The organism is Nostoc sp. UHCC 0302 (assembly GCF_038096175.1).
Lineage (GTDB): Bacteria > Cyanobacteriota > Cyanobacteriia > Cyanobacteriales > Nostocaceae > UHCC-0302.
Map to the genome: position 1 here is coordinate 2,376,588 of NZ_CP151099.1, position 22,351 is coordinate 2,398,938.

Genomic DNA, 22,351 nt, shown 5'->3' on the forward strand with positions numbered 1-22,351 from the left:
AATTGCTATTCATTCCAAGTCACCAACCCCCCACCAAGGAAACTTCGCCAGTAACCTCTGGTCATCTCAGCATGGCTGCAAGTACTCGGCCTCTAGATTCTTCTTAAGCACAAGAGCTATCTTCAGCTTTTCCATTTGCTATCCTCGTGCCTTATAAATACTCGAATTTCTGGAACCAATATGGACAAGCGATAAGTAAATTTTATAAAAACTATAGTTTTTTATACCTAATGTAGACTTTATTTAAAAATTTTCAAGCTACCTTGATGGTACAATGTTAAAGAATCATGACATTAAAAAATATTCTGTCAAAGTTGTTAAGTTGGCACTAATGTGTGTATGTAAATCTTGTTCTTAGAATGTTGAGAAATGCAGGAGATTCCTTGTCTAACAGACATAAATATTGTGCTGTCTGCGTTGCCCTCTTCTGCCTATGTACAGATTTTAGACACTGTTTTTGCTAAAAAACTCGGAATAGTTTGTGTTTATCTACTTCTATATTTTAGAGGTAGCTAGACCAGAATTGGGCAGATAATTTTTTTTAAGTGCCGCTTATTTATTGTTGTGGAGTTTATGAAAGGACATTTACCCAAAGGGCGAACTAATTACACCTATATAAGGCTGTTGAATTACAAAAACTTTCACCTGAAATGGCAGAATTACTGGTTCAAGATAACTGGAACCTGGCGTTCATGTCCTCTAACGTGTCCTATAAATAAACCTCACCACAAACATGTTTTTTGGAGTTGGCTGGGTAGTTTCTTAGCAATAGCAGCAACGGCTTACCTGTCTGTAAAAACCAATTCTCCTCTGCTTATGGCTCCATTTGGTGCTACCAGTGTATTGATCTTTGGTGTACCAGACAGTCCTTTGGCTCAACCCCGTAATGTAATTGGTGGTAATCTTGTAGCTGCCTTAGTCAGCTTGACTATTTTACATCTTTTCGGTTCGTCACCTTGGACAATGGGAATGGCAGTGGCGACAGCCATTGGGGTGATGCAGATGACTGGAACGGTACACCCGCCTTCGGGAGCAGTTGCACTAGTCGTAATGATGACAAAGGCTCCTTGGCAATTTCTGCTAACACCTGCTCTTGAAGGTTCTATTATTTTGGTACTCTGTGCTGTGGTTTTCAATAATCTGGCAGAAGAGAGAACTTATCCCAAGCACTGGCTGTAAAAATTTTAACGCTGCTTGCACTCCGAACAAATATTTCAAGCTCGATCACAATTCAAGTCAAAATTTACTTCACACGTCTAGTGGAATGATGGAAATGGTTAGGGACTTCCAATTAAAAAAGTATCCAACCAATGAGTGTAGTAGCATGACCGGGATAATTTAGTGCATAAAACATCAAGACAATTTTCTTTTCTGTCTCTATGTTCTCTGTGCCTCTGCGGTTTATTAATCCACTATTTTAATCCGGTCACGCCACTACTGGATAATTTATTTTTTGAAAGTCCCTTAGAAGAATATAAAGAAACCAATCGCTATTGCTTTACTTTAAGGTTCGCTACTCTCAACACGAAGGGGAATTGTAATTCCTTCCTGGACTAAAGTATCCATAAAAGTCTTTCGGAGAACACGCTGTATTTGAAGATGCTTTCCTGGCTTTACTTTTGTCAGCGTCCGTAACAACAAATTAGATTCTCCGAGGCTTTCTACTCCATCCACTTGTGTAGGTTCGAGTACATCTGGATCATTCGTTTTTAATTGTTCTCCCACGTTCTCAATCACTTGATATACATGAGCTAAATTAGAGTCATAAGGTACGCTAACTTCTACCACTGCAAAAATATACTGTTTAGAGTAGTTAGTAATTGAGCCAATATCGCCATTACGAATAATCTGCAATTGGCCATTCGGGTGTCTCACACGAGTGGTTCTAAGTTCAATTGCCTCTACAATCCCCTCTACAAACTTATCTTCCGCTTTCCCAGCCTGAATATAGTCACCAACTAAGTAATAATTTTCAAACAGAATAAAAAAGCCACAAACTATATCATTTATTAGTGTCTGCGCTCCAAAACCCACAGCTATACCAAGAATACCTGCTCCAGCGAGTATGGGAGCGGGATTAATGTCGAGGGTATAGAGGATGGAGACGATCGCACCGAAGTAAACTAAATATTGTAAAAAACTACGAATAAGAGGAACAAGGGTGAGACGTCTGCTGGTTTGTATTTCGCTTAGATTTCTGTCTTTGAATAATATTTCTTCAACAAGTAAGTAAACGACTTCAAACAAAACACGACTGATGAATATAATTCCGACTATCTTAATAATTCGAGACCCAAAAATTGCGATGTTGGCGATAAACTGAACTTGCTGGATTACTAATGTCGCCACACAGACATAAATTACAAATTCCAGACACCGCTTTAAAAAGGGGATTAAGTGTCGAAGCCGATCATAAAATCTTAAAAGGTTGTCAGGGCTGGAGTACCTTATACTTAAAGCATCTAAACTATCAATAACAGCAGTAATTGCTTTAGGTATGAGTAACCCAATAGCAATAATTAGATATATCCGCAGTAAAATGTAGAGATACTGAGAAACGATGACTGGCAATTTCAGGAACTGGGTACACCAAATCACAGCCCACAGCCAGATTCCATTGGTAACAATTTTTTTGAGGTTGCTAAAGAAAGTATCAATACTTTTATCGTCAGCAGTGTTTTGTTCAATTCTTTTAGCACGAATGCTAGCAAAATTGAGCCAATAGCCGACAAATTTTTGAGCGATCGCAGCTAAAATCAAAGTACCAAGACTCTGAGCGACGCCAATTCCTAAACTTACCCAAAATCCTGATGGGATACTGCCAATCAACAAGAGTGTATATTGTTGTAGATTTTCGCCTCGGTAGATTAGATAACCATTAACGCCAACAATTAGAATACACACTACTAGGCAAGCAAGTACTAACAAACCCGTAACATTTCGGCGTAAGGTTTTGATAGTACTCTGTTCAATTTTCAGGATAGCTACTTTCACGAATAGCTTGGAGAATTTGCCCACAAGCCAGTTTAATAACAAGAAAAAAAATATTACAAAGCAGATTTCAGACAAAACAATTAATAAATTCATAGCTCAGCATAAAAACTAAACATTTCAAAGCCTATGTTGTTATACTAAAATAGTTATGCATCTAGAATTTACTCAATATAATAAAATCACATTCTATTATATTGAGTAACTTATTTAATGCTGATATTTTTGGTTACTATTTTATTTTTCCAAGCGGAGGGAGTCTCCGCTTAGAACTTCAAAGAAAATTAGAACAGCGGGCCAATACGGTTCATTTAAGGGCTACTCATACAAAATTTTGGGTTTTCGAGACGCGATAAATCGCAGTCTCTACGAGTGTTTTGGTCTTATCTGAACCTTATTGAACAGTGGGCGAATAAACTAGCCTTTTTTGAAAACTACTGGCTTAAATAGCACTCATCAATTCTGGCTGTTGAGCTTTCTGTTCATTGCTTTCAACTTTCCGCAGTACAATCATCCCACGCGCTCGATCCGATGCCGAATCTCTATCTATGCAAGCTAAGTACATACGTTCAACAGGGCATTTCCAAAATCGTGTGTAGCGCTTGGGGTTGGTATCAGCAATAGTTATCTCTTGTGTTTTTTTATCGTAGTCTGCCAATAAAGAGAAGTGACCACCACCTAACTTAATTTCGTGGGCGATGTCAACATTGAAGTTAAGAATGTGAATATCATTAATGTCTGAAATAGCTTTTTCTATTTCCTCAATGAAAGACTCTAGCGTGATGCTTGCTTTATCAAAGTGTTCGGCAATCACAGATATGGGTAAATTCTTTTCTTCAACATATTTGACGCAGGTATCATAAGTCTCAGCTAGGGTCATTCCATCATCTAGAACTGTGTCAATAGGTAGCCTAGTCACGTAGAATATATCGTCAATACTTGTTGGGTATCCTAGTGCCGTCAATCCATAAGCGATCGCAGTGACATTGCAGCATCTGATTGGCTGTTGAAAAGCTTTGAGTTTAATTGTATGTAAGTCTGTTGTATTCATGGTGTAATTAATAAAGGTTGGTTAGGAAAACTTATTTGTCAACAGTTTCAGTTCAATAAATTTAACTAGTTAGTTGCACCTGGATCTTGAAATCAACATCCGTTAGTATTGCCGATGAGCATGAAAAAGATTAAGTCATAGTGATGAAATACAGGTAGTACAAAACATGAAAATTGAAATTTATATCAGCACTGATATAGAAGCAGATGGCCCCATTCCTGGGCCTCACTCTATGCTCAGTATTGGCTCAGCAGCGTACACCGCAGACAAGCAATTGATTTCGACTTTTACGGCTAATCTCGAAACTTTACCAGGAGCAGAAGGACACCCCAAAACCATGAGTTGGTGGTCAGAACAACCAGATGCTTGGGCAGCCTGTAGAGCTAATGCACACCCTCCAGGGGAGGTCATGCAATCCTATTACTCCTGGCTTGTCGGTTTGCCAGGTAAACCGATTTTCGTTGGTTATCCAGCCACTTATGACTTTATGTTTGTGTACTGGTACTTAATGCATTTTGTGGGCGATAGCCCATTTAAACATTCAGCACTGGATATCCGTTCGTATGCGATGGCATACCTGAAACAAAACTACAGCGATTCCGGTAAGGACGATTTACCTGCTGCATGGTTAGGGAATCTTACATTGGCACACGTAGCCCTGGATGATGCCATTCAGCAGGGGGAGTTATTCTGTAACCTGTTGCAAGCGAATCTAAAGCGTTAACTAAAATAGGCATCTGCTGAAAATTGTCAGATTTGGTGACAGATTAGTATAGGGATGAGCGATCTTCACCCTTACAGAAGTTCCGTTACTGCGTTGAGCAGCCGAAGAGCTTGTTTTATAACTGGAAACCCTCGATATAAGACTTAATTGTGGGTAACCCAGTCATTTTTTCATAGAAGAAATTATTCACAATTTTCATCACCTCCGCTTGGGCTACATCCACTTCGGAACCAAGGGGAGTACCAGCTTCCTGGCGGCACAGACTACGGTATAGGCGCAGCAGATGACGCACAATCACCAATTCCTCTTCGCCTTCCAAAACTTTGACAGACGCCAAAATCAGTTCATCGGTTTGATTGAGAATGCTTTCTAGCTCAAAGACAGTACTCTTGTCCCTGGCTTCTTGGATGGTTCGTACCAGGGCGTGTACTTGATAAAGTAGTGCCGCAGGTTCATCGAACAATTCACGCAAAAAGGCGGCTTCCTCATAACGTCCGTTCAACCGAAAGATGTTGTACATCCGTTTGGCTGCTTTGCCATAGTTGATGTAATTGCCTTTAACACATTTTTGGACTTCCTTTTCCAACCGAGCCACATAATCATCCATGACATCGCTGGAAACCTGTTTCACCAGCTTGGAGAAGATGGGGGCGGATTCAGCGTCTAAGTAAACCTCCTGAAAGTAACCGTCGAGATAGCCGTCTAGTGGAGTGATAGTAGCATCTGGTGCTTCCCAGGTGACATCCAACATATTGCTAGCGTTGGACAACTGGCTGCGTATCGTGTCGGCAATCACCCAGTCCAACTTGCACCAACCAGGATCATCTGCTACAGAATCCCAAGTAATAACTAGAGGATTGCCCTCTAAATCGCTCACCTCAATCTGACCGGCGGAAATGTCATTAGGTAGCCAAGTAATTGGTGAACCAGCGTGCAGCGTGTGTTCTCCCCGAATCACTTTCTGAGGGTAACTACCAAACTTCACCTCAAGTAACTGGTAGTTTATCCCGGATAAGGTCTTGAGCGCCTTTTCACGCATCAGTTTGGCAAGAATTTGACAGGCTTCGGTACGGCTGGGGGCAATGATATTTACTCGCTCAAAGTAGTCACAATCACCTGGATAGGTCTGAATCTTCGATTGAGCCGCTGAACCAGAGAGCGCCAACGCCGTTTCTACGACACCAGGGATATCCTCAAATTCTACGATTTTGCCAATGGCTCGAAAGCGTGCCAACTCTTGTGGGTCAAAATCCAACATGGTGACTTTGTGTCCAAAAACACCTGTTTCTTTATCCACAACAATATCGCTGTCGCCTGTCGCCTCAGTGATAGATTTCATCCAGCGTTCTAATTCTTGCTCATTGAGTTGAACCCCTAAGCGATTAGCAGACTCCACAATGCGTTGGTACGGATCTACACTTTCGTTTTGTAATGTTGTCATACTTTATTGCTTTTTAAGGTTTACGGTTGTATTTTGCAGGTGATTCAAAACAAGTTTTTGTAATATTACTAACAAATTATTGAATAAAAATTCAGAAATAACTAGCTAGAATACAAAATATTTTCAAACATGGTTGACGTCTTCAGAAATAACTCAATCAAAAAAGCTCTTGACAAGCATTAATAGTAAGCCCGCCAATTCATCAGTAGATTTTAAGTTGCTGAAGTACACAATCTATAGAAATCCGATTTGATTCTTGAAACACTCGTAGACACAGGGAACACTTCTCTACGTTCGCGCAGCGTCCCGCAGGGAGAGGCTGCGCCCTAAGCGCAGCCATGCCGCAGGCTTTACGGCAAGCGGTAGTTGAATCTCGACTTCGCTCGATTTCCGTGCTCAGCACAAGTGCGCTCAGTGGTCGCCGAGCGCAGTCGAGGTGCGACCACCTGAATTCGGAATTTTGCTGTAAATATCATTTAAATAGTAGCCATCAGTTCGGGATCTTGAGCTTTTTGTTCGTTGTTTTGAACCTTTTTGAGTACGATCATTCCTCTAGCTCGATCTGATGCCGAATCTCTATCTATACAAGCTAAGTACATACGTTCGGCAGGGCATTTCCAAAACCGCGTGTAGCGCTTGGGGTTGGTATCAGCAATAGTTATCTCTTGTGTTTTTTTATCGTAGTCTGCCAATAAAGAGAAGTGACCACCACCTAACTTAATTTCGTGAGCAATGTCAACATTGAAGTTAAGGATGTGAATATCATTCACATCTGAAACAGCTCTTTCGATTTCTTCAATGAAAGACTCTAGCGTAATGCTCGCTTTATCAAAGTGTTCCAGAATCACAGATATGGGTAAATTCTTTTCTTCAACGTATTGGATGCAGGTATCATAAGTCTCGGCTAAGGTCATTCCATCATCTAAAACTGTGTTAATAGGTAGCTTAGTTACGTAGAATATATCATCAATACTTGTTGGGTATCCTAGTGCCGTCAATCCATAAGCGATCGCAGTGACATTGCAGCATCTGATTGGCTGTTGAAAAGCTTTGAGTTTAATCGTATGTAAGTCTGTTGTAGTCATGGTGTAATTAAAAAGGTTGGCTAGGAAAACTTATTTGTCACTAGTTTTAGTTAAAGAAATATAGAGCTGCTTAAAATTGGGAGATTTGGCAAGAGATTCTGTATTCTCCCCGGATCATCTGCTGGGGGTAGCCACCAAACTTGACATCAATTAACTGGTAATTTTTACCAGATAAGGTCTTGAGTGCCTTGTCACGAACCAATTTGGCAAGAACTTGACAGGCTTCGGTACGGCTGGGGGCATGATATTTACTCGCTCAAAGTAGTCACAATCACCTGGATAGGTCTGAATTTTAGATTGAGCTGCTGAACCAGAAATTGCCAAAGCAGTTTCTACGACACCAGGGATGTCCTCAAATTCTGCGATTTTGCCAATGGCTCGAAAGCGTGCCAACTCTTGTGGGTCAAAATCCAACATGGTGACTTTGTGTCCAAAAACACCTGTTTCTTTATCCACAACAATATCGCTATCGCCTGTGGCCTCGGTGATATATTTCATCCAACGTTCTAATTCTTGCTCATTGAGTTGAACCCCTAAGCGATTAGCAGACTCCACAATGTGTTGGTATGGATCTACACTTTTGTTTTGTAATGTTGTCATAACTTTATTCTTTTTTAAGATTTACGGTTGTATTTTGCAGGCTATTCAAAACAAGTTTTTGTAATGTTACTAACAAGTTAATAACTAGTTATCTTTCTAAAATTCTTGTTATTTGTCAAGGACAGTTAAGACACTTAAGACAAAGCTAATTGTGAATTTTTGATAACTATCTGTATTTGCAAACTCATTAAATCAGCATTAGTTCATCATTGAAGTCTGTGTAGACATAGTGATTGGCGATCAGCTTTGTGGTATAAGAGAGCGCAACAGTACTTAATTACCACTTCCACGCCATCAAGATTTCATCATCTACACATAACAATTACAAGCGCTGACTATGTACAGTTAGTATCTAAACACACTATAACTATCCTATCCTCAGCACATTCTCCAAGCGATAATACAGCTTAGTTCCAAATTTTTATTCTTTTTTCATGCCCTTTAAGCAACCGTCATCCATCAGACACCAAAAATTTACCCCCATTGGCAAAGTTAACAGCAATCTGCCGCTTCCCTTGAATTAAGAAAGGGATATTATTTCCTACTTCTCTGAGTTCTAGCCGGATATTCCTGGATCTGGCTCCTATCTTCTGCGCTAAATTACTGATGAGGACTTGATTGATGATTTGTGGTCATAGATGATGCTGCGGTAACGATATTTTGGTCTTGAGCTTGTAATTTTAAAAGTTCGGGAATAGTAACAAAGCGATAGCCTTGTTTGCGAAAGCTGCTGATAATTTCTGGTAAAGCTTGCACTGTTTTCGAGCGATTACCACCGCCATCATGCATTAACACAATTCCTCCAGGTCTGGCCTTTCTGAACACATTCCTGATTAATTTCGGTACAGCAGGACGCGAGTAATCAACAGAGTCAGATGACCACAAAATAATGGCGTATTTACTATTTCTAGCATAGTCAACCACCCCATTATGCATGATTCCTCCAGGTGGTCGAAATAAATTTGTTTTCAACCCTGTAGTTTGATAAATAATGTCTGCGGTATGGTCAATTTCATAAGCAGCTGCTTGTGGATTCAAGAATTGATACCAATGATGCCAAGTATGGTTACCAATTACATGACCTTGAGCAATCTCTTGCTTGAGTAAACCTGGATAATTCTTCACATTTTGCCCAATAACAAAAAATGTCCCTTTGATGTGATTTTTTTGGAGGATATCTAGTACTTGTGCTGTACTCCCAGGCCAAGGGCCATCATCAAAAGTCAGAGCAATTACTTTCTGAGAGGGAAGAAGTTTTGCTGCTTGGATTATTGCACCTTTAGACCTTGATGGTATCGGGTAGGAAAAGCCCTTTGCTTGTGCTTGTTGTTCCCAACTTGTGAGCATCGCTGCTTTTAGTTCTTCAATCTGCTCCTGAGTTCCCACCTTAGTGGCTATATTGTTTACATTGATATTTTCTATACTCTGAGCCTCTGAGGAATTTAACTTGATAAGCATTATCGTGCCAACACTCAAACTTGTACCCAAGACAAACAATGTAATCAATGTTCTTTGCAAACTAAAAAATAAGTTATTTTTTTTCACTTCATAGCTCCTTAAAAGCTGAAATTATCTTTTTTCCAAGACTTCAACCAGTTTTTACACTTTTATAAATCTCGCCCCACAAACTACAGCATCATTAATTTATGTATTTTCAAAGTTAGTAAGAAACCTGATTTGGAAAATTGCAACTAGCTTTATATCGATAAATAAAACTCTTTCGGTACAAGTTAAGAGATATTTTGTATGTTAGTTTTTATAGACTATGGCGGGCAAAGATAATATATATATCATTAGAAGTAAAGTAATTTGGCTAAGATTACATCAGTAAACATAGCTAAAAATTGCACATTATATTGACGGAGCCATTGCAAAATCATGACAAAAGTGTGGCCAAAGCAAGTGGTAATGACAGGACTTGCACAGCGTCATACCATTTGATTTTAATAGCCAACTCCGGGACAGGATGACCCCGATACCAAATTTCGGGTTGAACGCATTGAAGTTGTTGGTAGTACAGTTTTTTCACCAGAACAATTTACCGCTATTACAGCTCCCTTTGTGGGGCGGGATCTGACATTTGCGGAATTAGTGCAAGTCAGAGATGCTATCACAAAACTCTACGTTGATCGGGGCTATGTAACTACGAGGGCATTAATTACACCGCAGATATTAGAAGCTGGGGTAATCAAAATTCAGGTAATTGAAGGTAATTTACAAGAAATCAAGATCATCGGCAATAGAAGATTGCACAGTCAATATATTCGCGATCGCATTCAACTAGGTGCTGGAACACCGCTGAATGTGCCGCGTTTACTCTGTTTTTGGTCAGAGGCGATTTACAACTAGCAGCAGATTCCCTAGTACCGTTAGAGCAATTTGGTCTTGGTGGACAGCTTTGTTATAACTTTGCCGATTTGACACGGTTATTGAGAATGATGCAAAATATCAGCCACTCAAAACGCGATGAGAATTTAACTAGCAGATGTTAAAGCGATTGTTGCTTTGATTGGGAAATTAGAAATGCCATCAAGATTTTCAAGTGAGTCCGAATCTTTCTTGCAGAACGCAAGCACTAAGCATTCTTAACAAATTAAAGTCTGCGGTAGCGCGATCGCTCTCACTCATTATAGGTAATTGGTCAAGCAAATTAATTACTGCTGCTTGATCATAAAAGGGTACACGGGACATTACTGAACTCCGTAGTGTATCTTGAATCAGTTGTTGTAATGCTTCATTCGGATTAAAAGTTGAAGGTGGAGCAATAAATGGATGCTTTTGGCGCTTATATACTGTATCTGTGATGAATGGCTTTGCTGCTTCTCGCAAAACATATTTTTCGGTGAGACCACTAATTTTGAGTGAAATGGGAAAGGTGCGAACTAATTCCACAACTTTGTGATCTAAAAAAGGTAGCCGTCCTTCTATGGAATGTGCCATTTCAACACCATCACCCAACATTCGTAATAGGTAATTGGCTAAATTTGTTTTTGACCACAAATAGAGAGATTGATTGACAGGCTCTCTTCCTTTAAGTTGACCTTCGACATCTATTTGATTAAAAAATATGCGATAAATATCACGCTCTTGGAACTCGGAAATCAGTTCTGGCGAATACAAATGAATAGACTTGAGATGTCTTTGAGCAGCAGCTTGCATCCAAGCTGGGGCAAAATTTAACAAGTGTTGAATCGTATTTAATGCTGGAATTATTTGCTCATCAGCAAATAATAAACCTACTGAAACTTGATTCTTCTGTTTCAGGTCTTTTAATAGTAGTTTGATAGTTTCTTCGTCTTCTCCTTCTTGATTAGAGAGTAATTTGTCTTGGCGAAAATGAACGTAACCTCCAAAGATTTCGTCTGAGCCTTCTCCTGTAAGTACAACTTTATAGCCTGCATCTCTAGCAGCACGACTTAACAGATACTTGGCAGTAGTGTTAGCGTTCATACTGAGCATTTCACAATGCCATATCGCGTCAGCAAAATTTTCTGCTATGTCTTTTTGACGAATCTGGATAACTTGAATATTGGCTTTGCAATATGTTGCTGTTTCACGCGCGATCGCTTCTTCGTTATACACTCCTTCTTCAAAAGCAATGGTAAACGCCTGCATAGGTTCAGAGCTATGAGCTGTCGCCATTCCTAGCACCGCAGATGAATCTAAACCACCACTCAAATAACAGCCAACTGGCACATCAGCCCTTAAACGTAGTTGAACAGCTTCATCTAACGTATGACGAAGCTGTTCAATGTAATCTTCTGGAGTATGTAGAGTTAAGGAATCATGCATTTGGGGATAATCAAAATCCCAGTAACGATGCAGTCGAATATCAGAGCGGGATGCTAGCAGAAAATAGCCAGGTGGCACTTGATGCACATTTGCGTATAGAGTGCGGTCTGAAGATAAAACTCCCCAAGTATCTTGCCAGAAAGATTCACGATCCCAATGAGCTGGTACACCTGCGGCAAACAAAGCTTTGACTTCGGAAGCTATGTATAAGGTGTTGTTGTAAATACTGTAATAAAGTGGCTTGATGCCAAAGCGATCGCGTGCTGCAAATAGCACTTCATTACGTTTATCCCAAATTATAAAAGCGAATTCGCCTCGTAAATGATGTAAGCATTGTGTCCCGAATTCATCGTATAAATGCAGAGCAATTTCACTGTCAGAATTGGTTTTTAACTGATATCCTTTTTGTTTTAAATCACGCTGTATCCGCTCGAAGTCATAAAACTCGTTGTTGGCAATTAAATATAAAGTTTCATCATGATTTGTAATTGGCTGTTCGCCTCTCACGAGGTCAATAATACTGAGTCTTCTATGTCCTAAAGCAACTCGTTGATCATGAGAAATCCAGAATTTTTGTCCATCTGGGCCTCGATGCTTTAAGCAATCCATCCCTAATTTTAAAGACGACTCAGAAATTGGTTCCTCTGCTGAAAATAATGCTACTATGCCACACATAAATTAACTTTAACTATATTAGTATCCTTCCTAATAGTGGCAAGCAAAGGAATATAATCATCCTTCTTGAGAAGGGTGTGAAATAACTTTTCAGTTTACTAAATCAGCTAAGGCGGATAAACTTGAACCACAATGGCGACCACGTAATGTTTATTCTTGTTTACTGCGTCGTCCGATTGTGTGTAGTCTATACTACACCTTTACCTGTCCATAAGATTTGGAATGTCTGGATATCTCATCCCAAGAAGTGGTAGCTGCTGGCTTGGATTTGTTAAAAAATTGATTCCAAGGCTTTAAGCTTGATAAGTTAAAGAACAATTTCCTCACCTCGCTCTGTAAAGCGAACTTCTTTAATTTTCCATTGGTTATTACTCGTCAGTGTTTTGCGGACACTGCCAAATAAAGCAAACTGTTCACAACTAGAAAGAGAAGCTATTTGCCGTTTTGACTCAGGAGATATTCGTAAATCAACTGTAGCAATGCCATTTTTGACACTAACACGATACCCAGACAAGCCAAAGTCACTGGTATCTCGTTGAGCTAAAATTTTCCCTACTGCACTTTTTACAGGTTCCTCGGCTGGGACTGCAACCTTTTCTGGAATTAATTTTTGACATTGAACATCGCTTGTGTATAAAGTGACGTTGGTCGTTTTGCTAGTGGCAGCCTGAGAAGTTGAGTCAGGTGTATTTTCGCTTGAGGATTCTTTATTAGGAGATTTAGCTCTTAGCTGGGCTACACTTGGGTTTTGGCTTGGAACTGGTGATGATGCGCTGTTCGGTGTTGTAGTGAGTGGTGGCGATGATGTACTGTTTGGTGTTGTGACAGGTACTGGTGTTTGGCTGCTAATATTACGAGAGGTAGGGCTAGAGTTACAACCGCTGAGGCTGGCTGCGATCGCTACAACAATAAAGGGTAAGAGACATCTTTTGCTAGTGGTGATAATTGTACTCATAATACTGTTTGTTGCTGTATGTTTTTATATAAACTTCAGTGTCTTTGGGATAAATTCCGTATAAATTTATAGTTTATTAAGCAATTATATGTTGTTTTATCTGTCTCCAATTATGCATTACACAGAGACAAAGCAAAGATTCGTGAGAGTAATACCATCAATATAACTAGAAGTCTAAAGGTATAAAGAGAATCAAAAATTAATTCTTTTTACACCCTTACGCCCTTGATTATTGGCTAGCGTAAGTCCTTAATATAAAACTGCTCTAGAGCGAGTCCAGAGCAGTATCAGCATTGAAGAAGAAGATTTTTATACAAATGGCGTGGATTTAGGGGGCTTTACGACGATTTTGGTTTTGTTCCAGAGATGTGTTTACACCGTAGCCTTAGCCAGGAGAGGGATGTCCGTTAGGACAGGATAAGTCAGATCACTTATGTGTACACGGTAGCTTTTTTAAAGAGGGACTAGAGGGGATCTCGATACAACTTGATACTTTACAAGCATCATCTAAGCTCGACTTTATCCATTTTTTCGCAACGCGATACTCTTGCGGAGTCGTTGCAGGAACGCTATCGCTGAAACCTTTGTGGGACAGTAGTTTCACTTTTTTAACTTCATCGATAATCTATGAGGCAGAAAAAGTATTTGCTAAAAAGCCAGGTTTTTTGCCAGAGAAAGAAAACCAAGTTCTTAATTTTGGATAAAGTCGAGCTAAGACGTAAGATGAATACTTGATTTAGCTAACTAATGTATTGACTAAGTTATTGGTCTACTGTTCTAAAGCCAAACTACATTCATGTTGCTAGCCCATTAAGTTCCAAAAATCAAGTTTTGTTAAATTTCTCATCTTACTAAGAATCAAATTTAGTATCCATTATAAAAACTATCTACTCTAATATCCCGCCAAATATCAGAAATCTGCCAGCCTGATTTTCCAACAGATTGAACAAGAGGATTGTCACGCACTGGAATATAGTTATCTTCTTCATCCTCTATGTAAATTGGTTCCTCTTCTTCAATTGGTGGTTCCTCGATATCAATAGTATCGGTACTATCGGCAAAAATATCTTGCTCTTTTAGTAAGTCTATTATGTCTGTCCTTCTGAGGACTGGCTTATCGGATTTTTTGATTAGTTGCATATCCATTGCGATTTTTAGATTGTACAAATTGACAAAAAAACGAGGCTCTGAATATTGATTCAGAAAGAAGCTAATACAGTCTTTCAAGCATCTTCTTCAGTGAGCCGGAAAAGCTTTGATGAGTTTAGTATTGAAAAAATTAAGTTGGATAAACTAGGATACAGTAAATTTCTTAAAAATACGAGTGTCTGCTGAGAAAATTATGGAATTGAAGTCAAGAAATTAAAAAAGCACTTCATACGTTTATTAACCCTCTAATTTCTGCTTTAGCTTATCCTAACCGCATTGCAGTTGCAGAGATTTTTCGATCAAGTATCCCTCTTTCACTTACCGCCCGTTCTAAAGCGGTGTCAAATTTTCAATATTCATCTAGAGTCGTTTTGTATCATTTGACAAATTGACAATTGTGTGGTTTGGATAGATAGGTCATCATTGAGGTCTTGTTTTAGTCTGTGTACATAGTTCGGACAGTCTACACCGAGAAAGCTACTCTTACTGAATAAACCAAAAATAGAAAATTTCTTTTGTGCGTCAGATATACAGCAAATATATAGCAACTTGCTGGAAAGGATGATAAAATTTTGATGAACACGACATAAACTGAACTGTTCAATTCATTAATTCGTTATAAAGGTGATTCATCTGTTAAGGGAACAACAGATGAATTACCTTTTACTTTTAATTAACTAACTTTTAGGTATTTCCTTTTGCTACGCAACGCGATAAGCCCAGCTACATCTGAAGCCCTTTATGGCGATCATATAGAGTAAGAAACCTGCCTATATCGCTAGTTCATCAAGACAATCAGTAATGCCAATTCTTCAAAGATTCAATGCTCAATATTTTTTAACATTAGCTATATGAAAGACCACAACTTAATAATTGACTTACAAAACAAACCTAATCAGTTCACGCAGATTTCGCGATATAGCAAAGTTCCTACCATCAAACATGGAGATATCGAAAGATATGAGTCTGCGATTATGAATGAATATTTAGATTTCCTGAAACTACCCTTATTGCCATGTGATCTAGCAGCTAAAGCGATCGCTCTGAATTTAGATTGCTAACACTCGCTTTCTACCTGCGTTTAACAAATTTCTCTGCGGTAAAGATAGCACCGAAACAGAAAAACCCAACTTACAGAAATGGTGGAATCCTGTAGGCGATCGCAACTCAGTTCAAGCAGATATAAATCCTGAAAGCTTTTATTTAGAAGGTTTAGCAAGATTCTTGGACAACCAACGATAGTTAGTGCTGCTCAAAAGGAGGATAAGGAGACAGGGGCAAAAATAACTAATACCCCAGTCCCCAATCCCCATTGCCCCTTATCCCCAGAGGGGGGTTTGATTTACCCAATCCCCAACCCCTAGTCCAACGCAAGTAGCTTTGACACATCTGCATGTGCTAAGACAACACTAGGTTCACGCTGGAGAGCAGCGTAGTATTTTCTGGCAAATGCATTACCCACCTCTGACGGTACAATCAGCGTACGAGCATCGGTAATCAAAGTTTGAACATTTTCTAGCGATGCGGGTTCATCTGCTGTCAGCATTTGGTCAATTTGTACAATCAGCTCAGAAATACGATGTAGCCAAGCAAATTGTTCATGATTGAGAGCAAGTTCAAGGAGTTCTTTAGTTGATACTCGTCCCTGAACTTGTTCGTAGGCGATGCGTTCTGCGTCAAGCAATACCTTATGAAGGCTTAGTAATTTGTTTCGCAAATCGCGTAGATATTGATGTTGACGTATTCTTTGTACAAGTGTGTTAGAAGTCAATGGAACCCATCCTCTTATGACGAAAGCCTTTAATGGCTTGAATAATTTCTCCTTGAGTATTCATCACAAATAGACTGTGAAGTCAGTCTATAAGCCATCTGTTGTTGCCAGCAAGTTCTTGCTTTGGCGTTTCCGAATATACAACTATTATATGATAAATCTTATATTAGCATATAATGCTATAAGAAATAACATATATAGTTTTGACTACTTTAAAGTTCGGAAAACCGCCTATGTCGCTAGCACACGCAATTCTAGGTCTCCTTCAGCAAGAACAAATGACAGGTTATGACCTGAAAACGAGCTGTTTTGATCAATGCATTGCTCACTTGTGGACAGCAGACCAGGCACAGATTTACAGAACCCTCGATAAACTAGTCGAGCAAGGTTGGATTACTTGTAAAGTTGAGATTCAAAGCGATCGCCCTAACCGTAAGGTCTACAGCATGACCCAAACAGGAAAAGCGGAACTAATCCGTTGGCTTCAATGCCCTCAGCCTTTGCCAACATTAAGAGAACCGTTGCTCGTGCAGTTATTTTTTGGGGCGCAGTTACCAAATGAAGCGCTTATTAAATTGCTAGAGCATCAACTAGTGGCACGCAACCAAAAGTTAGATACTTGTGGCAATATTCAGCTACCAGCACTTGGAGATCAAAGTGCAAATCGTGAAGAGATTATGCAACGGCTTGTACTAGAGTTAGTGATTCGCAGAGAACAGACTTATATTGATTGGCTCAAGACAGCTATTGATGTGATTAGCCACCAGTAGGGAGGGGCCACTGGGAAAACTACTCGTGTCTTTTTTCTCCTAACTCGGCACGCTGTTCAAAGCCCCGCTACCGCTGATAGCACTTTCAAGCTAGAAGTTAATATACTGGTGGGTGAGATAAAACCAAATTATGTAAAGTAAAAAGTTTGTATATTTTCTCTATGCACAAATATTACTTGTCAAGGAACAAAATTGAACTGGAGTAGTAACAGATCAAAACTTCTGGAATTGCTTTATATATGCTTTATATATTTAGTTCGGAATTAGCCTAGCTTATTGATAAGGTAAAAGCCAAAGTCAATCAAAGTAATCAGATAACAGACAGTTTTAACTTCAAGCTTTATGCGTTTTGTTAATATTACTTTAGATAGTTCAGTTTTTTACCACCCACCCAGTGAATAACCTCAATGAAAAAACTAAATATTTCCTAAGCTTAGTAATTTAGCAATGCCTGGTGACAAGCTACTAGCTTGTTCCTAACGGAGACTAAGGCGTAGCTTGCTTCCCCGTAGGAGTACGGCAAGGCTCTGCGATCGCATCTACGCTTTTGTGTGCAGTCTACTCCAAACAGTAAAAATCATAAAAAGACAACAACAGCCAAAAACCATACATTTATTTTATAAATGTCATCTCAAGAACTTTTCAAAGTCTGCTGATTTGAGCAAATTAACACGTTTGTCACACAGCAGTATTAAGTTTAAGTAAATAAGTAAAAAAAGTATGATAAAGTCCGGTAAAGTCATATCTAAAATAAACTTTATAACTTTTTTTTAAAATGAAGCTTGAAGAAGGATTGGTCATTTTAGATGCATTTCTTGAACAAAGCTTAAATGACGTTCAGGAGTTAGTATTTCGCAAAGCTTGGGAAGGGCAAACGTATCCAGAGATAGCAGAAAGCTCTGGTTATGACGCTAACTATATCAAGGATGTTGGTTCTAAGTTATGGAAGTTACTCTCAAATGCCTTTGAGGAAGAAGTAACTAAAAGTAATTTTCGGTCAGTTTTAAGACGACGAGCGCAAAGTAGCGACAGTGGCATTCAGCAAAGAATACCCCAGAATTTACAGGTAGCAGCCTTGAGGGATTATCAAGCATCAGGCAGAGAAACAGTAGAAATTGAGATTCTCTCTGGAGATAGGGGAACATCAAGAACACTTTTGGCTGTGGGGGGACAAGAGGGCAGAAAACTCTCAATGCTTAATCCCGACTTTTTAGACGTTCCTAGTGGATCAGTGCCACTTAATTCCTTTTTTTATATTGAACGTCCTCCGATTGAAGAACGCACTTATGCCGAAATTAAAAAACCAGGGAGCCTAATTCGGATCAAAGCCCCCAATAACATGGGGAAAACCTCCCTGATGCACAGAATTATGGCTTATGCTAGACAGTCTGGAATACACACCGTCCAGATCAATTTGCAGCAGGCGGATAGTCAAGTTTTCACTAGCTTAGAAAAATTCTTACGCTGGTTTTGTGCCAATGTCAGTCGGCAGTTGAATCTAGAACCAAAGCTGGATGATTATTGGGATGAGGATATCGGCAGCAAAGTTAGCTGCACATTATATTTACAAGACTATGTACTGCAAAAAATCGACTTTCCGGTAGTCTTAGCTTTGGATGAAGTGAATCGGATTTTCGAGTATCCAGAAATCTCTGGTGACTTTCTACCGTTACTACGCTCCTGGCATGAAGATGCTTCAGAACTGGATATCTGGCAAAAACTTCGGCTGGTAGTGGTTCATGCTACAGAAGCTTATATTCCGTTAGATATCAATCAGTCGCCGTTCAATGTTGGGCTACCGATTAAGTTACCGGAATTTAGTGTGGAGCAGATGCAAGATTTAGCCATGCGTCATGGGCTAGATTGGGCTAGAGGTGAGGTAGGAGTCCAAAAGCTGGCTGCTCTATTGGCGATGATTGGTGGGCATCCCTATCTAGCTCGGATCGCTTTTTATAACTTGGCACGTCAAGAGATAACTCTAGAGCAACTACTAGAAGAAGCCCCGACAATTGCCGGAATTTATAGCGACTATTTGCGGCATCACCTAGCGAATCTCCAAGAGCATCCTGAATTGGCGATAGCACTCAAACGGGTAGTTACATCGCCAACAAGTGTGCAATTAGAAGCGATCGCTGCCTATAAATTAGAAAGCATGGGTTTGGTGAAACTTGAAGGAAATCAAGCAATGCCTAGTTGTGAGTTGTATCGACTGTATTTTGGCGAGCAATTGGGGTGAGGGAAGAGGCAGGGGGCAGGGGAGCAGGGAGAAACATGAAGATTGAGGCTCAAAAGGTCAACTTTGAAATTTAAAAGGTCAACATCGAGCTTTCAAGAACTATCCCCCCTGTTCCCTGCCCCCTCTTCCCCCTATCCCCCTACCTCTTTTGTTGGAGTTAGCTAAAAGATGAATAAGTACGAATATCAAATCGGCGGCAGTCTGAAAGTAGATGCTCCTAGCTACGTAGAACGACAAGCTGACTTTGAACTTTATAACGCTCTGACACAGGGTGAATTTTGCTATGTATTTAGTTCGCGGCAGATGGGTAAATCTAGCTTGCGATTACGAACCCGGCATCGTTTAGAAAAAGCAGGCTTTAGTTGTGCCTCTATCGACATGACGCGGATCGGCAATGGCAATATTACTCCTTCTCAGTGGTATAAGGGAATAGTAGTTGACTTATTAAGAAGTTTTAACCTCTTTGGCAAAGTTAATATAAAAGCTTGGTGGTCAGAGCGAGAAGATTTATCAGCTTTACAGCGATTGAGCCAATTTGTTGAAGACATTTTGTTAGTCTATCTCAAAAGTGAAAAAATATTTATTTTTGTTGATGAAATTGATAGTGTTCTAGGTCTAAATTTCCCAATTGTTGATTTTTTTGCACTAATTCGGTCTTGCTACAATCAGCGAGCAGAAGACCCAGAATATAACCGTCTAACGTGGGCGCTGTTCGGAGTAGCAACGCCATCAGATTTGATTGCTGACCGAAATTGTACCCCATTTAATATAGGTAAATCTATTGATATAGATGGCTTTAAATTAACAGAAGTTCAGCCATTGGCAGCAGGATTGGAGGGTAAGGTAGCTAATCCTATGGCAGTTCTCAAAGAAATATTAGCTTGGACGAATGGTCAGCCGTTTCTCACTCAAAAACTTTGTCAAATAGTAGTACAAGAAAGAAACAGCGGCAGCAAAGATTTACAGGAGCAGAGAAGCCTAGAAGTTAATGAGCGTTACAAATTAGATGATCATTTACCAATAATTAATTATCATCTTATAAGTTTTTATTACCAGTTTCCATCCTTAGTTTTGGAAAAGTTAGTACAAACGCATATTATAGAAAATTGGGAAGCAAATGATGAGCCGGAGCATTTAAAGACAATCCGCGATCGCTTGCTGAGAAATGAACTACGTGCTAGTGGTTTACTGGGACTATACCAGCAAATTCTCCAGGGAATTGAAGTATCTTCTAATGATGGAGACGAGCAAATCGAGCTGCTATTGTCAGGATTGGTAACTAAGCATCAAGGACAACTTATAGTAAAAAATCGCATTTATCAAGAAGTTTTTAATCAAGCTTGGGTAGAAAAACAACTAGCGAAATTGCGGCCCTACTCCCAAGCATTTAATGCCTGGGCTGCCTCAGAACACCGGGATCATTCACGGCTATTACGTGGGCAAGCTTTACTTGAGGCTCTAGCTTGGTCACAAGGCAAAAGCTTGAGCGATTTGGATCATCAGTTTTTAGCGGCTAGCCAAGAATTTGATCGGCGAGAAGTTGAGACTTGGTTAGAAGCAGAACGGGCTAAAGAAGTTAAAGCCCGATTGATTCAAGAGCAAAAAGCTGCCAGATTTCAAAGATTATTTTTTTTAGGTGCATTTATTTGGGCATTCATGATTGTTTTAGGTTTAGGGATGCTAAATTTCCTCCAGTACGGACAGGAATGTTCAGAAGGCGCTAAGCAAGTACTACATAAACCGTGAGTAGGAAGCAGAGTAGACTTATCTCCTCTGAGGCTTCCGATGATCTCGATAGGGTGCGATTCACCCTATCGAGATCAGAACTTGGAAATAAATAATAACTAATATTTTTGATGCTTTTGCCCTTCTGCTTCCTCTTTATAGCTAATACAGTTATATGACTTTTTATGACTAAATAATACAAAATAATTTGATTATATCTTTGCAATCCCTAACTTTTTAGGACTTTTTAATGCTGCACTTCTTTAACGAACAGCTTAATTTATAATTTAGAGCTAAATAAAGTATCTCAAGTAGAAATAAGCTAAAGCACAAATAAAATTGGTTAGATGATATCTAGTCTTGAGGCAATTAATAAGCAATTAAACTGATATCAAAAGTAAGTTTATCTCTCAGGTTGTCAAATCAATCTATTTAAGGAAAAAAGATTATGGGTTTCAATGCAACTCTGGAAATAAATAACGGTATCGCCAAAATTAAGTTGTCTGGCGAACTCGATGCGCTGACTGCATCAATTTTTAAAACAGAAGTGGACAAAGCTGCATCCCAAGGAGCAAAACGCCTTGTTTTACTCTTGCAAGATTTAGAATATATGTCTAGTGCGGGGTTGCGAGTACTAATATTTGCTAAGCAAAAGATGGGTGCTAATACTGATATTTACGTAGTTGGCGCTCAGAAAACTGTAGAAGATACTTTGAAAAAAACTGGATTTGATCAAAGTGTGATTTTACTTGATGAAGATAATATTGCAGAACTTGAAAACGTTTAGAGGGATGCATATTAATTAGTTTCTTATAAGGTAATTGATATGCAACCTTCTTTAACAATACCCGCAACTTTGGATTCACTTTCGACGATCGCTGAATATGTGATGACAGCTACCGCAGCAGCAGGTTTAGATAAAAAAGCTGCCTATGGCTGCCGCCTAGCAGTGGACGAAATAGCTACCAACATTATTATGTATGGCTATGGTCAAGCGGGTTACGAGGGGGTTTTGTACTTGCAAGCAGATATTGACGAGCAAGCTCTAACAATTTCTATTGAGGATACAGGTTTGGCTTACAATCCATGCGAAACTCATCTTCCAGATGAAGATGAGTTAAAACTGCCCCTAGAGGAGCGGGCAATTGGTGGTCTAGGTATATATCTTGCACTCCATGAAGTCGATAAGTTTTTCTATGAACGTGTTGGGGACAAAAACCGCAACACTTTCATTATGTATCGCACTAAATCAGACCATTAGAGAGGGGGCTGGGGGATGAGGGGACAAGGAGGAAGTCTAATTCTTTACTTCTGCCTTCTGCCTTCTGCCTCAGCTCGGCTGCCTCCTGCCTTCTGTCTCCCCATTTCACTCAGCACTCCAAGGAG

The 22,351-nt window shown here is 39.6% G+C and carries 18 protein-coding genes and 1 pseudogene; 9 read left to right on the forward strand and 10 right to left on the reverse strand.

Going from position 1 to position 22,351, the window contains the following annotated elements; translation table 11 throughout:
* Positions 1-573: 573 nt before the first annotated feature.
* A complete protein-coding gene (locus WKK05_RS09860) occupies positions 574-1,179 on the forward strand; it encodes an HPP family protein (RefSeq protein ID WP_341529552.1) in 606 nt (201 codons plus the stop codon).
* A gap of 324 nt (positions 1,180-1,503) precedes the next feature.
* Here WKK05_RS09860 and WKK05_RS09865 read toward each other — a convergent pair whose 3' ends face one another.
* Together WKK05_RS09865 and WKK05_RS09870 are read right to left on the reverse strand one after the other, a co-directional pair.
* Complete coding sequence (locus WKK05_RS09865; protein ID WP_341529553.1) at positions 1,504-3,087, reverse strand: mechanosensitive ion channel family protein; 1,584 nt, start codon at positions 3,085-3,087, stop codon at positions 1,504-1,506.
* A 346-nt stretch (positions 3,088-3,433) separates the two neighbouring features.
* Positions 3,434-4,042: a phytochelatin synthase family protein gene (locus WKK05_RS09870; protein WP_341529554.1), complete on the reverse strand. Its 609-nt coding sequence runs from the start codon at positions 4,040-4,042 to the stop codon at positions 3,434-3,436.
* A 166-nt stretch (positions 4,043-4,208) separates the two neighbouring features.
* Here WKK05_RS09870 and WKK05_RS09875 point away from each other — a divergent pair, with 166 nt between their 5' ends.
* A complete protein-coding gene (locus tag WKK05_RS09875; RefSeq protein WP_341529555.1) occupies positions 4,209-4,766 on the forward strand; it encodes an exonuclease in 558 nt (185 codons plus the stop codon).
* Positions 4,767-4,881: 115 nt separating this feature from the next.
* On the opposite strand, the gene WKK05_RS09880 is transcribed toward WKK05_RS09875, so the two are convergent.
* From WKK05_RS09880 to WKK05_RS09895, 4 genes are all read right to left on the reverse strand, one after another.
* Positions 4,882-6,207: a hypothetical protein gene (locus WKK05_RS09880; protein ID WP_341529556.1), complete on the reverse strand. Its 1,326-nt coding sequence runs from the start codon at positions 6,205-6,207 to the stop codon at positions 4,882-4,884.
* Positions 6,208-6,683: 476 nt separating this feature from the next.
* Positions 6,684-7,292: a phytochelatin synthase family protein gene (locus WKK05_RS09885; RefSeq protein WP_341529557.1), complete on the reverse strand. Its 609-nt coding sequence runs from the start codon at positions 7,290-7,292 to the stop codon at positions 6,684-6,686.
* Between the two features lie 150 nt (positions 7,293-7,442).
* Positions 7,443-7,892: a hypothetical protein gene (locus tag WKK05_RS09890; protein ID WP_341529558.1), complete on the reverse strand. Its 450-nt coding sequence runs from the start codon at positions 7,890-7,892 to the stop codon at positions 7,443-7,445.
* A 600-nt stretch (positions 7,893-8,492) separates the two neighbouring features.
* The gene (locus WKK05_RS09895; RefSeq protein WP_341531057.1) at positions 8,493-9,410 is read right to left on the reverse strand and encodes a polysaccharide deacetylase family protein; all 918 of its coding nucleotides are present in this window, start codon (positions 9,408-9,410) and stop codon (positions 8,493-8,495) included.
* A gap of 444 nt (positions 9,411-9,854) precedes the next feature.
* Between WKK05_RS09895 and WKK05_RS09900 the strand changes: the two are divergent.
* Positions 9,855-10,208, forward strand: a pseudogene (locus WKK05_RS09900) (POTRA domain-containing protein); the annotation flags it as partial.
* Positions 10,209-10,430: 222 nt separating this feature from the next.
* On the opposite strand, the gene asnB reads toward WKK05_RS09900, so the two are convergent.
* The 3 genes from asnB to WKK05_RS09915 all read right to left on the reverse strand — a co-directional run bounded on the left by asnB (position 10,431) and on the right by WKK05_RS09915 (position 14,460).
* A complete protein-coding gene (gene asnB, locus WKK05_RS09905) occupies positions 10,431-12,359 on the reverse strand; it encodes an asparagine synthase (glutamine-hydrolyzing) (protein ID WP_341529559.1) in 1,929 nt (642 codons plus the stop codon).
* A gap of 307 nt (positions 12,360-12,666) precedes the next feature.
* Complete coding sequence (locus tag WKK05_RS09910; RefSeq protein ID WP_341529560.1) at positions 12,667-13,314, reverse strand: sporulation/spore germination protein; 648 nt, start codon at positions 13,312-13,314, stop codon at positions 12,667-12,669.
* An 864-nt stretch (positions 13,315-14,178) separates the two neighbouring features.
* On the reverse strand, positions 14,179-14,460 hold the full coding sequence (locus WKK05_RS09915) for a hypothetical protein (protein WP_341529561.1): 282 nt from the start codon (positions 14,458-14,460) through the stop codon (positions 14,179-14,181).
* 854 nt (positions 14,461-15,314) lie between these two features.
* Here WKK05_RS09915 and WKK05_RS09920 point away from each other — a divergent pair.
* Positions 15,315-15,524: a hypothetical protein gene (locus WKK05_RS09920; RefSeq protein ID WP_341529562.1), complete on the forward strand. Its 210-nt coding sequence runs from the start codon at positions 15,315-15,317 to the stop codon at positions 15,522-15,524.
* A 299-nt stretch (positions 15,525-15,823) separates the two neighbouring features.
* Here the strand turns inward: WKK05_RS09920 and WKK05_RS09925 are convergent, their stop codons facing one another.
* A complete protein-coding gene (locus WKK05_RS09925) occupies positions 15,824-16,234 on the reverse strand; it encodes a hypothetical protein (protein WP_341529563.1) in 411 nt (136 codons plus the stop codon).
* Between the two features lie 233 nt (positions 16,235-16,467).
* On the opposite strand from WKK05_RS09925, the gene WKK05_RS09930 reads away from it, so the two are divergent.
* The 5 genes from WKK05_RS09930 (at position 16,468) to WKK05_RS09950 (ending at position 22,226) form a co-directional block, all read left to right on the forward strand.
* Complete coding sequence (locus WKK05_RS09930) at positions 16,468-17,004, forward strand: PadR family transcriptional regulator (protein WP_341529564.1); 537 nt, start codon at positions 16,468-16,470, stop codon at positions 17,002-17,004.
* A gap of 775 nt (positions 17,005-17,779) precedes the next feature.
* On the forward strand, positions 17,780-19,240 hold the full coding sequence (locus WKK05_RS09935) for an AAA-like domain-containing protein (protein WP_341529565.1): 1,461 nt from the start codon (positions 17,780-17,782) through the stop codon (positions 19,238-19,240).
* A 168-nt stretch (positions 19,241-19,408) separates the two neighbouring features.
* The gene (locus WKK05_RS09940; protein ID WP_341529566.1) at positions 19,409-20,986 is read left to right on the forward strand and encodes an AAA-like domain-containing protein; all 1,578 of its coding nucleotides are present in this window, start codon (positions 19,409-19,411) and stop codon (positions 20,984-20,986) included.
* A 427-nt stretch (positions 20,987-21,413) separates the two neighbouring features.
* The gene (locus WKK05_RS09945; RefSeq protein WP_341529567.1) at positions 21,414-21,752 is read left to right on the forward strand and encodes an anti-sigma factor antagonist; all 339 of its coding nucleotides are present in this window, start codon (positions 21,414-21,416) and stop codon (positions 21,750-21,752) included.
* 39 nt (positions 21,753-21,791) lie between these two features.
* Positions 21,792-22,226 carry an ATP-binding protein gene (locus WKK05_RS09950; RefSeq protein ID WP_341529568.1) on the forward strand — a complete coding sequence of 145 codons (435 nt, stop codon included), beginning with the start codon at positions 21,792-21,794 and terminating at the stop codon, positions 22,224-22,226.
* The last annotated feature ends 125 nt before the right edge of the window (positions 22,227-22,351 follow it).